Source organism: Nocardia sp. NPDC049149 (genome assembly GCF_043197455.1).
GTDB lineage: Bacteria > Actinomycetota > Actinomycetes > Mycobacteriales > Mycobacteriaceae > Nocardia.
On sequence record NZ_JBICTD010000010.1, the window covers coordinates 307,418 to 321,166 of the forward strand.

Here is a 13,749-nt window from a genome sequence, read left to right on the forward strand (position 1 = left end):
GGCGGGTTTCACAGTAGGTATTTTTGCTCTGTCAAGCCCGCCGATCCGTGGCCTATTGCCTCATTCTGCTACGGCAATGACCCTCTGCCCGGTGACCTGCTGGACCAACAGGTCCGGGTCAACTCGTCCGTCGGCGTGGTAGCGGGCCTGCATGTTCGGGCCGACTTCGACGATGACACCGTTGTGGTCGATAGCTGCTTGATAGGGACCGTCCTCCTCTCCGGCGAGTACGCCGTGCCAAGTCCCGTCGATGAAGAGGCGGTCGATGATCTCGGGTTGGGGGGTGCCGGGTGGGTGGTAGCGGAAGATCGCGGTCTCGTACTCTGGTCCGTCGTCGGGGATGGTTCGCTTGATGTGGGAGACGAACACATAGTTCGTATCGCGCCAGGGCCGCGAGAGCCGGTAGGCCCAGATTTGGGCGCGGTATTCCGAGGACGCGGGGAACGGGATGCGGTAGGCGCACCCGTCCGGCGGTGTCGGGCCCGACGGTGGGTCCGGCTGGGCGGTGTCTGTTTCGGTCACCTCGATGATGTCGATGCGGATCGGGATCGGTCCCGGCCAGGTGGCAAGGCGTTGGTGTAACGGCTGCAGGGGGCCGTGGAACCCGGAGCCGGGACAGAACACGGGGCTGTCGTCGGCGGCGTAGTCATAGGCATCCAGAGCGGCGTCGCAGTTCTTGCAGCCGCAGTAGCGCAGTCGTAGCAACAGCAGGTCCATGCGAATGGGCAAGGAGTGCCAGTCATAAGGGCAGTGCGGACAACCTTCGAAGGTGCCGCTGTCGGGTTTGCGGGCTAGTTGTTCATCGACCAGGGCGTCGATGTCATCGATGACTTTGCGATCAGGAGTCGGATCGCGGTGCGGCATCAGTCGATTCCGAGTTCGTCTAACCGGGCCTCGACAGCGTCGGCGGCCTCGTCAGGGTCGCCGCGCAGCGCTTCGAGACGCCGGAGCGTGCCCTCGAAATCGCGGTAGGTGACCCTGGCGCGCCACCGTTCGAGGTCCTCGCCGCGCGCGGGAACGTCGATGATTTCGATGGTTGTGCAGGTGCCGGGTTCGAGTGGTGGTCTCATCGGCTGCTCCCGACGACGCCTTTGATGCGCAGGTCCGCGACAGTGATCGCCCACTGCCAGGGGTGACCATTGCTTTCTTGGGTTTGGACGATGTTGAGCCACAACAGGTCTTGGCCCCACACACCGAAGCGCACGAAGTGCATGACGGTGCTCGCGGCGGACAGCGCCCGCGCGTCGTGCTCGGCCAGGGCGTCCGGGTCGGCACCCAGTTCGAGCAGCGCGCGCCCAATCAGTCGTGAACCGCGCCACTGGCCATCGGTGTCGCGGACGACGTAGCGGTTGCCGTGCGGGTGATCGGTGAGGTTGGGCGTGGTGGCCTCGGGGGTGGCGGTGACGAGTTCGCGGACCTTGCCGACCAACGCGGTCGCGGTGATGGTGGTGGTCACAGCTGCCCCTTGCCGATCCGGTCGATGATCTCGGCGAGGTCGCCGAGGGTGTTGGCACCCAAAAAGAGTTGGCTTGCTTGAAGTCCGGAGAGGCCGAGGCGTCGTTTGGCGTATTCGCGGGCAGGCAGCTGATCACCGGTGCTCAGATCCCGTGCGGTGGTGAGATCGTGATGCAGGTGCACTGGAGGCCAGGTCGTGTCATCAGTGAGACCGGCGGTGCGAAGGGTCATCGAGTCATAGGCCCAGTCCACATCGGGATCGAGTTGGACGACCCATCCGGCGAAACACAGTGCGGTCCGGCAGACCGGTGCGCCGGTGTCGGCATGAATGACGGCGTCGACGTCGACGGCCCGGTAGACATCCTGGTTCCATTCCAGGCCTGGATGGCGGTGCCGGTCTGGCAGGGTCGTGATGGTGTCGAGGACGCGGCGCGCGAAGCGCAGGTCGGGGACCATGCGCCGGATCACGACTGAACCCCCTGCCGTGCAACGGCTTCGGTGCCGAATAGGCGGCCGCCGGTCAGCAAGCGCACCGGCGGGCCAGGCAGCCAGGTGGCGCCGCAGCAAGAACAGAATCCGGTGTCTCGGTCTTGACCGTCGACAACGGTGAGACCGGTTTCCAGGGTGCGCCCAGGACAGGCCGGGCATCGCCGCCTCGAAAGCAGTTGCGACAGTGTGGATACGACTCGCGCCTTGATCGGCAAGCCGTCTTCTGCGACATGATCGTGCCCGTCTGGGCAGCACAATGCCCATGACGATCTTCATCGTTTCTCCCGTAGATGCGGTATCCGATTCACAGGGGAAGGTGGTGCTAGCCACATGAAATCCCCTGCACTCCATACTATTTCAATCCATATTCGTACTCAATACCTCAATTCAACTGCTGCACAATCATTTACGGTTCGCGTTCGATTCAAGCGAATATGCCCCGGCTTCGGCATACCCGGAAATAGTTGTCGCTAGGAGTCCACGGCAGCCCGAAGGTGGAGTGGTAGAGCTCGTGCGGGAACAGCCGTTCATCACGGGCGTAACGCCATTGACGCAGGTTCACCACGTTCGGGTGTTCGTCGTCCTCGTGCCCGCGGGCAGGCACAAGGCCGTAGCCGAACTCCGGCCAGCGCAGCAGCAGCGAAGACCCGATGGGGCGCACCGAACGGGAACGCCCGTCAGCCGCGTGCGGGATATGGCCTTCCAGCAGCAGCACGAACCGGTACTTCACTCGCAGCCGGTCCAGGATCCGCACCAATTCCCGTGCACCATCGGCGGCTTCGGTATCGAGAGCATTGAGCCGATACAGCGGACCAGCAACAACGAGCGAGGGCCGGTGCGCGGCGATCGCGGCTTCGATGCGGCGCAGCTCGCGCGGATCTTCCAAGCGCACACCGTCTGGACGGGCCTCGATGCGCAGCTCGTCGGTCCAGTCCGGGCGCGGGTGGTTCTGCTGCGCGCACACCGCATCGACGCGAGCGACGAGATCGCGATAGCGGCGGCGCAGCTGGCCGGGCAGGTTCTCCGCGTCGATGACCAACACCCGATGCGAGCTCGCACGCGGGGCTCCGGCGCCCAAGATGGGGGCGGCCAGGAAGGGGTGCAGGCCCGCGGTGACAGCGCAGGCGATCTGGGCAAGCAGCATCGATTTCCCGAGCCCTTCGATGCCGGTGAGGATCATGCGGTCGCCGTACTCGAACAGCTGCGGGATCAGCCAATCGTAGGAATCACTCCCGGCGAGAATCTCGGCGACCGAGGGCGGTAGCGCCGCCTCACCCGGCGTGGCCGGGTCGGTGAAATCCAGATCAAGGGCCTCGCGCGCGCGGGCCACGACCTGACCAGTTAACGCAAGGTCGCCGTTGCGGTGCAGGACGTGGAGTTTCTGGACCATGCGGGTGGCTTCAGCGACAGCGGTGCGCGCGTACCACAGCGTGATGATCCGGTCCGCGAAGTACGGGACCGATCCGGGTACGCCCTTGCCGAGCAGTTCCAGGGTGATCAGCCGTAGGCGGCCGGTGTCGGCGCCGAGTTCGCCTCTGCTGCTGGCTTTTTCCAGCACGATTATGGGGTCGGCGGGTTGTCCGCCGCGCAGCAGTTCGACCATGGTCGTGTGCAGTAACTGGTGGGCGGGACGATAGAAGGCTTCGGTGGGGATTTCGGCGACCATGGCGGCGACGTCGGCGTTGTCTTCGGTGTAGAGCGCGGCGCCGAGGATCTGTTGCTCAGCTTCGATGTCGCACATCTCCGGGGCCTCCCACTCCGGGCTGCTCATGCCGGGACTTTCGCTAGGCGCTCACGCAGTTTCGAGGCCGCCCACAGGCCGGTTTCGCGCATGGCGCGCAGTTCGGTGCACAGCCGGTCTTGGTGGTGGCCCTCGCCGAGCAGGGCTTCCAATTCACCGCGCAGGGATTCACGAGCTGGGCCGGGCGGGGTGCCACCCTGGCGGGTGATGGCGTCGATGTGGTCGCGTGCGAGTCGGTAGGCCATCGCGCGCACTTCGCCTGGCGTCTGCGGGTCCGGTGTGGGCAGCGGAGTGTGCGCGGCTGCCATGCGGCGGGCGTAGCCATGCGGGCCGTGGGGGTCGAAAAGCCTGTCGATGTCCTTGTTTTCGACAACGTTCGTGGTGGCGAGGTACTCGGCGCGAGCCTCGATCATCGCCTCGGCGCGGGCGAGCTCGGCTTGGGCCTGGGCGTGGCGCATCGTGCCGGCATCCGGGTCGGCTAACACCTCGACGGCATCGGGTGCCAGACGGGCCAGGACGCGGAGCCGCATCTCTGGGGTTGCCGGGATTTCGGGTGCGGAGGCGTTGAGCCGGTCAGCGACCTCGTCGCCGCCGTGGCGAGGACGTGGTGCAGGTCGTGGTGGTGAGAGCGGTCTTTCCTCCCGCGCGTCACTGTCGTAAGGGGTGAGACCTACTGGAGTAGAGGTATTTATGACTTGTGAACTGTGAGACGCGCCCGCGTTGGTAGCCGGAGCTCTGGCAGGAACGCTAGCGGTTTCGCTAGGAGCGTCCCGGCGGTTCGCGGCTTTGGCGAGCCCGCCCTTCCTACCGGCTGACCTGGCCTGTTCGGTCCTTGCGGTGGGGTCGAGATAGTGGGTTTGATGGTGTTGGTAGTCGTGCATGCTGAAAAAACCGTGACCGCACGGTTTGTCCGTCGTGCATGCGCCGAGCCGACACGGTGTCGCTGTAGCACAGTCGTGGTGCTGCCATGATCCGGCGATGGAGAGCGCGTCACGGATGCGCGGTGGCGCGATCTTGCGTGCTTGGCTGGCGGCGATGACACCGTTGGTTCGATTGCGGGCGCAGTAGATCCACAACTCGAGCAACTTGAGTTTCGAGACCGGTGTCAGGGGACCGGTTTTGCGGTTCTCCAGGAAGTCGACGCTGAGCTTGAGGTAGCCACGTGGGTCCTTACGCTTGGCGACCGCTGGGCCGTGCAAGGTTTGGTGGCGCTCGTAGTCGTGCATCGTGAAAAACTCGCGCCCGCACGGCGCTGACGGTGTACACGCACCGTGCTGGCACGGTGTCGCGATGGTGCAGTCATGGTGATGCCAGCAGCGCGCGAGAGTGAAGACCTCACGGATACGGCCCGGCACCAGCCGTCGTGCCTGGGTCGCGGTGACTATGCCGTTGGTTCGGTTGCGGGCGCAGTAGATCCACAGCTCGATCAACTTGAGCTTGGTCACCGGCGACATCGGGCCGGTCTTAGGGTTCTCAAGGAAGTCCAAGGCGATTTTGATGTATCCGCGGGTGTCTCGGGTGACCCCGCAGGCGTCAACGGGCATGCGTGTACTCCGAAAGTCTTTGCGCACCTGCATGGCTCGACGCCACGAGTGCGCGGTGTCGAGCTGCCGCGTGGGCGCGGGCTCGGCGGGGGCGGGCGAAAGGATCAGGTCAGGGGCTCGACCTCACGGGATTCGTATTGGCCGTCACCCCAACGGCGTTCGGTCACCTGCGCACGCCCGCTACCGCTTTCGATGACGTATCTGCACTCCCACAGCACACGGGCCGGATAGCCGTCGTTGTCACTGATTTCGTCGATTACCGCCCAGTCCTGGCCATCGCCGAATGGATCAGCGCCGCTCACGACTGGGTCCAGACCGGGGTGTAGACCGGCGCGCGTCTGGGCCGTTGCGCCCGTGACTGCGAGGAGCGGATGCGTCCGCGCTTGAGTGCGATTTGCACCAGCATCAACGCGATCCCGGCGTCCAGGGCGTGGAGCTGTTCGAGGGTGAACGGCTCACCGGCGTCGATGAAGGCGTCGAGGCGATCGGCGATCCGCTGCTCAGACTTGGACAAGACCAGGCAGTTGTAGCGCAAGATGCGGGTACGCAGCGTGGCGATCGTCAGGCCGAGGCGCTGCGCTATCGCATCGTGGCTCATGTTCGCCTCGCGCAGGAACCGATATTCGGCGACGAAGATCCGCTTGGCGTCCTCCTTCGACATCGTGACCGCGTCGAGGGAAGGACGCCCGCGGCTGCTCACGCCGACCTCGGTTCAGCCAGCTCAGCCAGGTAGGCCCAGTAGTCGCATTCGACCCACCGCAGCGGACCGGAGTCTCCGTTGAGCCGAAACCCTTTGTCTGCCAGTAGGTGCGGTTTGGACTGCGATCGCCATTGCCGCACTAGCTGCGAAGTGACGCGTAGTCGTTCCGCGATCTCGGCGATTTCGATCAACCCGTGCGTACAGCTGAGTGCCTGACACTTCCTTGCTGCCATCAGTTCTCACCCCCTTCCCTCTGCGTAGTCGTTGCCGTCTTCGGCTGCCGCAGCTGCGCGCTTTGCGGCCTGCTCCTTATCGACTGCCTCCATGGCCGCTTTGATTGCCACGATCAGCTCGCGCAGCGTTGTCGGTGTGCCTTCGTGGTCGACGGTGGGCGCGCCGAGCATCCGATAGGACTCGACTTCGAGCCAGATCGCACGCAACTGCGTCATCTCTTCGACATCGAGAATCCGCTGCCGGAACTCCCCGACCGTGGGCACTGCCTGCCCGCTGTCAAGCCAGTCAGCGATCTGAGTCGCGAGTTCGGCTCCGGGTTGGGCGAAGACCTCGTTGGCCAGGAACGGCAGCCGGGTCTTGGAGATGTGCAGGTTGTTGCGCAGATCGAGATCACCGACGATGTCGAATTCGTACTCGAGCCCGTCACGCTGGACCGGCTTCGTGCCGACCTTGCGCGGGACGGCTTTGCCTTTGGAATCCTCTTCGACGAGGTATTCGGTCTTGGTCCGCAGCGTCACGATCAGATGCCCTGGATAGGTGAGCATCGCTTCGATCATCTTGCGCTCGTCGGGGGTGACTTCCTTCCAGCCCGAGAAGCTGTTGGTACCAGCCTTGCGTCGGTCGACCTGTTCGAGCATCCCGTCGGGGCCGAACCAGTAGTGCGACCACGAGTCGATGATGAACGGGTTGAACCCGCGCCCGGCGGCCGCACCGAGGATCTCGACCAACCCCAGAGGCGAGAACCGCTCGGGCTCAAGGGTTTCCCACTGCCAACCGTTCGTCCCTTGATACATGCTGGCGCGGCCATGTTCGGTATCGACCATCCCGATCACCGACTTCTCACGTTGCGCCCACTCCCAGGCCATCGCCAGCGCGGTATAGGTCTTGCCCGCCCCAGACGGGCCGGCGAGCGCCAGCCGTGCCGGAGTCTTGCGCCGCACCGCAGGCTTGAACTCGATCACCATCACGACCGCCTGTTCAGCGGCAACGCCGTGCGCCCGTCTGTCGCCTTCGCGACCGACGGGTTAAACTGAAATCGCATAACTACTCCCGTAGATGTGCGCCGACCCGGCGGAGTGCTAGCCCGCCGGGTCAACTATTTCTCTCCCGTAGATCTGTTGAGCACTGGCTCAGTTCACGCCTCCTTCCTTCTCGTCGGGGAACAGCTCATCAGTCGGGATCTCCAGTGCCGCAGCGATTTTCGCCGCCAGCTCCGGACTGCACGACCTTCGGGCTCCTGAGCGGAGAAATCCGATGATGCTCTTGCCGCAGCCTGCTCGGCTGGCCAGCTGCCGGACCGTAAAGCGCTTGGCTGTCATCGCATCTCGTAGCGCTGTCCGGTTTCTCAACTGCGCGCTGTCCGCCATCAAAGTTCCCTCCTGTGTACTACCTCCCCTGCTACAGACATTAACAACAGAAGACATTGATGTCTACTGTCATTGATCTCGGTATAGAGAATTACCGCAGGTAGTAGCGCTTGCTGGAAGGATCTAGTCGCACGGCGCACAGGAAATCAGCACCATGTCCACGGATGGTGTGGACGTATGCCTTACTCTTGTGGACATGGCACGAACACGCCCGATACCCGAACCGTGGGCCTCCGCGATGGCCGCGGTCGGCATCAAAAGTCGCAACCAGCTCGCCGACGAGGCGGGCGTGCACGCCACCACCGTCACTCGTCTGATCGACAACCCTGAGCACCCGGCAGCGATGGAGACCATCCGCGCGATCGCTACTGCGCTCAAGCTCGACACCCGCGACGTCGCACATTGGTCCGGTATCGCACTCGAGCTCGACGAGCCCTACATCCCGCCGCCCGAAGCCGCGATCCTGGATCGCGATCAGCGCAAACTCGTCTCCGACCTTATACGCGCCCTGGCCGCTAACAACCGACACCCACGGCCTCCGTTGAAGATTCAGACGACCGGCGTGGTCGTACTTTCCAACGAATGACCGAACACGTTGAAATGGGCAGATATTCGCATATCCGTTCTCACTGAATCATCGAATAGAGCTGCGGCCCCGTAGAATTGAAATGCACGACACCGGCTAGCACCGGTAAATCATCTACGGGAGTACAAATGAACAATACGAGCACCGCCTGCCGTGTCTTCGATGGATACGGACACCTCTGATGCCGCGGGCAAGAACGAAACTTGGTACGTGGGGCAAGATTACGCGGAACAAGCTTACTGCCGATGGCGAGAAGCCAGAGAAGTGGGAGGCCATTACCTACTATCGCGATATCGACGGGCGGAGCCGACAGGTGACCGCGACAGGTCCTAGTGGACCAAAAGCGGAATCCAGGCTCACCGAGAAGCTCGCCAAGCGCTACAACGCCACAGCGGACAGAGACGAGCTGACACCCGAATCTCTGGTTGAGGATCTTGCCCGAGCGTGGTTGACCATGGCGAAGACAAAACATCCGCCCTCGACATACCAGCGCTATCGCCGAGCCACCGAACGCCACATCGTCACGAGAGTAGGCCAACTGACCATCGACGAGCTCTCGATCGTCCGCATGGAGCGACTGTTCGACGACGTATCGAGCGAGGTGGGAAAACCCACTGCTCAGATCGCACGGGTATGCCTGTCCGCGATGTGGGTCTTGGCCACCAAACACGGGGCCGCCAGGTTCGGCAACCTCGTCAAGCTCACCACACCGGTCTCGGTAGATACGAAGCCAGTCATCGCGTTGAAGCCCGAGGAGGTCAAACGCGTTCGCAAAGGACTTCGCGCAGATCGGTTGGCCAAAGCCAATGGCATCGCCGACATTGTCGACTTCATGCTCGGCACCGGTGCCCGGATAGGTGAAGTGGTCGTCCTCAAATGGCGTCACGTCGACCTCAATGCAGCAATACCAACCGTGCTCATAGAATCAACCGCAGCATGGGGGGACGGTCGCTCGATTTACGCGCAGCCTTACCCCAAAGGTGGCCCGCAAGCCCGCCGACGCCTCAAGCTCCCGAAGTGGCTGGTCGCGGTGCTACGCAGCTGCCGCCAACGCACACCACATGAGCCCGAGGACCTTGTCTTCCCGAGCCGGAGGCGAACCATCCGGCATCCCAACAACGTTCGTCCACAGATCAAGGACGCTCATGCGCGGGCTGGACTAGACGAGCTGCCCATGTATCCGCACGTGTATCGCAAGACCGTCGGCACCAGGATCGGCCAGAAGGATCCCGACAAAGCTGCCTCTCAGCTTGGTCATTCGAACAGCGCAGTCACCAAACGCCACTACATTGAACCCACATATGAAGGACCTGATGCACGGAAGGAGCTGAAGGGCTTCGGCGATCTCAGCTGAATTTATGGAGTAAACATGGACCAGGCCCGTCTCGGGCCTGGCATCCACTCCCCCGAGATCCACGCTGGCCTCGCAACTTGCCTGGTCAACAGCTTGTGACCCTTTCAGCCCCTGCCGCAGCTGTGTGCAAGGTTGCAGAAGACTTCCTTCCGCAATCCGAACCTTCTTCCAAATTCCTTGTTGCTGGAGCCTGAGCGATGCGGGCCGATGGGCGGTTCCATGATCGTGAGCAGCGAAATGATTGAAAAATTACGTGTGTGGGGTAACGGGCCATGCGTGGCCGTCGATGAGACCTAGCGGTCCGTATGAGGGGACCGAAAGCCATGCATTGTCCCGTCAGGGAAGAGCGGCATCAGGGAAAGGTGAGCATGATTAGCGCAGGAGACGCCGAGCTTCCGATGAGAGATCGCGTCAGGGCGGCTCGGATCGAGGCGAAGATCATCGCGGTCGCTCTTGTTGTTCTGGGGGTGGTTCTGGGGCTGTGCTACTGGCAGCCATGGGCTCAGGCAGAGTATCAAAAAGTCAAGTCGGACGACGGGACCTACACCTGGTGCGTGACGTACAAAAACAGTGTGACGTGCCCGGGCTGATTTCCTGAGCGATCAGTCGGCACCGCGGGTGTCCGGTCTCGCGAGGAGTATCGGAATGAGACCGAGCGCACCGCACTGCGCGCCCTGTTCGCCTTGCCCACCGGTGAAAAGGAGTCTTTCCGCACCGAGATGACCGAACTGCTGCACCAGCACAACGCACTGCTCGACCGACTCTCCGAGCTGCGCGAACTATCCTCCTACCTGATCGATCGGCCACGCACTCGGCTTCCGCTCCGGCCACTCGCGTTGGCCACCCTGGCCTACCGCCATCACGGTTGGCCACCACCCGTCGAGTCCGACTACCTACCGCACACTCTGGTTACTGGATTCCACAATGTCGGGTGACCGGTCGGCATCGGAATTTGGCTGGTACAGAACAGGTTCGAATCGGCCGAGGCGGCACGAGAGTTCGAGTTCGCCTGCGGGCCACGCAGCACTTCGCGGACAATGACCATGCGACCCCGGTTGCGTTCGAATGTTGTTCGCCGCGACCGACGTTCATCACAGCGGCGAGCTGTTGCCCGGCATCGCAGGTCGATCGCGGTGCGTGCGGCAATGGTGTCGTCGAGATACCAGAGCAGGGGACATCGATGGACACTTCAGGGATTCCCGAGGGCGAACAGCTGTACTTGTTCACGGGCGGCACGATATTGACCGTTGACCGGGCCTTCTCGATTGCCGAGGCAATCGCGGTTCAGGGCAATCGGATCGTAGCGGTCGGCGCGGAGGCGCAGGTACGCGACATCGTGGGGGTGGGAGCCACGGAGATCGATCTGGCCGGCCGAACGATGTTGCCGGGCTTCGTCGATGCGCACACCCATGTATTGACCGGCAGCATGGTGGCGGCGCTGATGGAGTACGTCGGCATGGCACGCTTCGCCACCGCGCGAGAGGTGCTCGATCATCTGACGGACATGGCAAGCCAAGCGCCCGAAGGCAAATGGATCCTCGCCCGCAATTTCGATCCGGCCGTACAGCCGGACCTGGCAGCGCTGACGTTCGCCGAACTCGACGCGGTATCGACCACGCACCCGGTGTTCGTCCTCAACGCCTCCGGACACATTGCCTACGCGAATTCCGCGGCCTTCGCCGCCGCAGGCATCGGGGAGGATGTGGAGGATCCGGAGGGAGCCGAGTTCGTTCGCGATGCCGACGGAAAACTCACCGGGACAATGAAAAACGGTGTCGCATACAACCAGGTCCTTGGAAAATGCGACGCCGCTGCCGGATTGAACCCGGTCGACGCGCTGATCGACCTACTCGAAGGTTGGCGGCAGGTCGGGTTGACCACAGTAAGTGAACTGGGATTGGGCACCTTGAGCCACACGCCCGACGACCTCACCGTCCTGACGCAGGCGGCCGGCACCGGCAAGCTCAACACCCGTATCCGCGCCTACCCCTTCTACACCCTCGGCACTGACACCTGGGACGCGGCGGGGGTGCGGCCGGGCGACGGCGACGCGTTGGTGCGTATCGCGGGCTACAAACTCGTCGCCGACGGCTCCAACCAGGGATTCACCGGCCTGCAACGCGAGCCGTATCTCAATACCGACAACTACGGAATCGCCTACATGGAGCCTAAGGTGCTCGCCGCGGAGGCGGTCGACCGCGCGAGCAAAGGCTGGTCGCTCGCGATCCACGGCAATGGCGACGCCGGTATCGACAACATCCTGGATGCCTGCGACGCGATACGCGATGCCGGGGTGGAGCCAGGCGCTGCGCGGGTGCGGATCGAGCATTGCTCGATCCTGCACGACGAACAGATCACCCGCATGAAAGACCTGGGCGTATCCGCCAGCTTCCTGATCGGGCATGTCCACTACTGGGGTATTGCGATGCGCGACAAGGTCTTCGGCGCACAAAAGGCACTGCTGCTCGACCGGTGCCGCAGCGTGGAGGCAGCGGGAATCGGGTTCACGCTGCACTCCGACTTCATGGTCACCGACCCCCGCCCACTGCACATGATCGAGATGGCCGTCACCCGTCGCACCTGGAAAGAACCCGACTACGTGCTGGCACCCGAAGAGCGCATATCGGTGGAATCAGCAATCCGCGCCGTGACATCCGAAGCGGCGTGGCAGCTCTCCTCCGAACATGAAGTCGGCAGCCTCGAAGTCGGCAAATACGCCGACTTCGTCATCCTCGACCAAGACCCCCGCGCCTGCCCACCGGATCAGATCAAAGACATCACAGTCCTGGAAACCTGGATGAACGGCAACCAGGTCTATTCAGGGAGCCCGGCGGCATGAGCGGATGTTCTGAACCGCACCACCACCTCAGCCTGTAGGCCGTGCATGCAGGGATGCTGTGTGATTGGCCGACATCGATCGAGATACGTTGCTGGACAGGTGATCAGAGGGCACTGAGGTAAGTGGCCTCTCGACCGATGCCGCCCACAGTGCCCCCTGATCACGTGACCAGCTGCGGTCTCCGCGCGCACATCTGCGTTGTGGTGCGATTCGGCCGACGTCGGATCACCCTCGGCCCGTTGATCTTCCGCAGGCCCGCTCTGTCCCATCGGGTCCGTGCACCGAGGAGTGCTCCTGAATCCAATGCAGGCAAGAGGGCGGCATCGGGCGAGCTGCCTCAGTTCCCCTGATCACTTGTCCAGCGGTGCATCTCGGAAAATGCGAGCCAAAGCCGCATCGGCTCTACGACTGATGAAGTCGAAAACCAATGCAGCGCATACTATTCCCTCTGTTGGGGACAGATATTCTGACTACATGGTTCGGTGCGCGGTGCGAAGGATAGGCATGTTGGAGCGGATGTGAGCGGCAGTGCTCGTGGGAAGTTTTTGGAGTTGATCGGACGCATCCGCAAGCTGGCCGGGAAGATCGAGTTCGTCATGGACCACGATTTCCGCAGCCCGGCTCAGGCGGCAGCCGATGTGGTCGAGAAAGCCACCAATACCGATCATTCGTGGCTCGAAAAGGCCGTGGGGAATGCCGTGGATGACATTGCGGCTAAACAGAAGTACGCCGAGGAACTGGCTCCGCGCGTATTTGATGTCATCGCACTCTCGCCGACTTTGACCCGTCATTTGCGCGAATTGCGTGGACAGGGGTGGCGAATCAAGTACGACGGACCCGAATTCGGCGGTGATGAGTATTTCGACAGGAAGGTCCTCAACATACCGACGCCGGAGAAGACCATGTTCCGCGCAGATGTCGCTTGGACCACTAATGCCTTCGCGGAGGAGGTTGCCTGGCGCGCGCTGAGCCGGCGTCTCGAATCATCGCGCCGCCGGAGCCAGGTGCCAAGCTGCCCGACTGGCAGAAATATCAAGTGAAGAAGCTGATCGACGCACGGAGTGTTCGATACCTCGAGGCGGCAAGGGTGCGGCACGAGATCAAGGCACGACACGGCCCCGACATCGGCCCAGAGGTGTCCGAGTACGACAACGCGCGGACCGCGCAGAATTTGTACGATCGTATCCATCGAGAAGAAACCACCTGGGACGAGGCCGTTCGAGAAATGGGTGAGTCCTTGCGCGACCAGGTCGTGACACCGTGGGGCGACGATCGAAAGACATATTTCGCCAAGCTTGCCGAGAAACACTGGCACGATTTCCACGAGGGTCTGTGGCCGAAGTAGGCCGCTAGCCCCCCGTCACCGGCCACGAATTCCCCTCGGCGCGCGGTGAGCGTCACCCGCGTGCCCGGCCGGTATTTCAGGGTGCTGTTCGTCGA

The 13,749-nt window shown here is 62.9% G+C and carries 15 protein-coding genes and 1 pseudogene; 6 read left to right on the forward strand and 10 right to left on the reverse strand.

Annotated elements, in window-relative coordinates; genetic code table 11:
* Positions 1–60: 60 nt before the first annotated feature.
* The 10 genes from ACGFNJ_RS34845 to ACGFNJ_RS34890 form a co-directional block, all read right to left on the reverse strand.
* Positions 61–864 (reverse strand): hypothetical protein, encoded by an 804-nt coding sequence (locus ACGFNJ_RS34845; RefSeq protein ID WP_393458290.1) that lies wholly within the window; start codon positions 862–864, stop codon positions 61–63.
* A complete protein-coding gene (locus ACGFNJ_RS34850) occupies positions 864–1,070 on the reverse strand; it encodes a hypothetical protein (RefSeq protein WP_393458293.1) in 207 nt (68 codons plus the stop codon). The genes ACGFNJ_RS34845 and ACGFNJ_RS34850 overlap by 1 nt, the downstream gene beginning before the upstream one ends.
* Positions 1,067–1,456 (reverse strand): hypothetical protein, encoded by a 390-nt coding sequence (locus tag ACGFNJ_RS34855; RefSeq protein ID WP_393458296.1) that lies wholly within the window; start codon positions 1,454–1,456, stop codon positions 1,067–1,069. Before ACGFNJ_RS34855 ends, ACGFNJ_RS34850 begins: the two co-directional genes overlap by 4 nt.
* A complete protein-coding gene (locus ACGFNJ_RS34860; protein ID WP_393458299.1) occupies positions 1,453–1,923 on the reverse strand; it encodes a hypothetical protein in 471 nt (156 codons plus the stop codon). Before ACGFNJ_RS34860 ends, ACGFNJ_RS34855 begins: the two co-directional genes overlap by 4 nt.
* A 445-nt stretch (positions 1,924–2,368) precedes the next feature.
* Positions 2,369–3,715, reverse strand: a complete 1,347-nt coding sequence (locus tag ACGFNJ_RS34865; RefSeq protein ID WP_393458302.1) for an AAA family ATPase — start codon at positions 3,713–3,715, stop codon at positions 2,369–2,371.
* The gene (locus ACGFNJ_RS34870; protein WP_393458305.1) at positions 3,712–5,229 is read right to left on the reverse strand and encodes a hypothetical protein; all 1,518 of its coding nucleotides are present in this window, start codon (positions 5,227–5,229) and stop codon (positions 3,712–3,714) included. Before ACGFNJ_RS34870 ends, ACGFNJ_RS34865 begins: the two co-directional genes overlap by 4 nt.
* 104 nt (positions 5,230–5,333) lie before the next feature.
* Complete coding sequence (locus tag ACGFNJ_RS34875; RefSeq protein WP_393458308.1) at positions 5,334–5,531, reverse strand: hypothetical protein; 198 nt, start codon at positions 5,529–5,531, stop codon at positions 5,334–5,336.
* Entirely contained in the window at positions 5,528–5,929 is a 402-nt protein-coding gene (locus ACGFNJ_RS34880; protein WP_393458311.1) for a hypothetical protein, read from the reverse strand. Before ACGFNJ_RS34880 ends, ACGFNJ_RS34875 begins: the two co-directional genes overlap by 4 nt.
* A 239-nt stretch (positions 5,930–6,168) precedes the next feature.
* Entirely contained in the window at positions 6,169–7,128 is a 960-nt protein-coding gene (locus ACGFNJ_RS34885; protein WP_393458314.1) for an AAA family ATPase, read from the reverse strand.
* A gap of 165 nt (positions 7,129–7,293) precedes the next feature.
* Positions 7,294–7,530, reverse strand: coding sequence for a helix-turn-helix domain-containing protein (locus tag ACGFNJ_RS34890; protein WP_393458317.1), 237 nt, complete (start codon positions 7,528–7,530; stop codon positions 7,294–7,296).
* A 196-nt stretch (positions 7,531–7,726) separates the two neighbouring features.
* On the opposite strand from ACGFNJ_RS34890, the gene ACGFNJ_RS34895 reads away from it, so the two are divergent.
* From ACGFNJ_RS34895 to ACGFNJ_RS34920, 6 genes and pseudogenes are all read left to right on the forward strand, one after another.
* Positions 7,727–8,116: a hypothetical protein gene (locus tag ACGFNJ_RS34895; protein WP_393458320.1), complete on the forward strand. Its 390-nt coding sequence runs from the start codon at positions 7,727–7,729 to the stop codon at positions 8,114–8,116.
* A gap of 181 nt (positions 8,117–8,297) precedes the next feature.
* A complete protein-coding gene (xerC, locus tag ACGFNJ_RS34900; RefSeq protein WP_393458323.1) occupies positions 8,298–9,470 on the forward strand; it encodes a tyrosine recombinase XerC in 1,173 nt (390 codons plus the stop codon).
* Positions 9,471–10,114: 644 nt separating this feature from the next.
* Positions 10,115–10,405, forward strand: a pseudogene (locus tag ACGFNJ_RS34905) (Imm49 family immunity protein); the annotation flags it as partial.
* A gap of 245 nt (positions 10,406–10,650) precedes the next feature.
* Positions 10,651–12,309 carry an amidohydrolase gene (locus tag ACGFNJ_RS34910; RefSeq protein ID WP_393458326.1) on the forward strand — a complete coding sequence of 553 codons (1,659 nt, stop codon included), beginning with the start codon at positions 10,651–10,653 and terminating at the stop codon, positions 12,307–12,309.
* Positions 12,310–12,827: 518 nt separating this feature from the next.
* The gene (locus ACGFNJ_RS34915) at positions 12,828–13,349 is read left to right on the forward strand and encodes a hypothetical protein (RefSeq protein ID WP_393458329.1); all 522 of its coding nucleotides are present in this window, start codon (positions 12,828–12,830) and stop codon (positions 13,347–13,349) included.
* Entirely contained in the window at positions 13,346–13,654 is a 309-nt protein-coding gene (locus ACGFNJ_RS34920; RefSeq protein WP_393458332.1) for a hypothetical protein, read from the forward strand. The genes ACGFNJ_RS34915 and ACGFNJ_RS34920 overlap by 4 nt, the downstream gene beginning before the upstream one ends.
* The last annotated feature ends 95 nt before the right edge of the window (positions 13,655–13,749 follow it).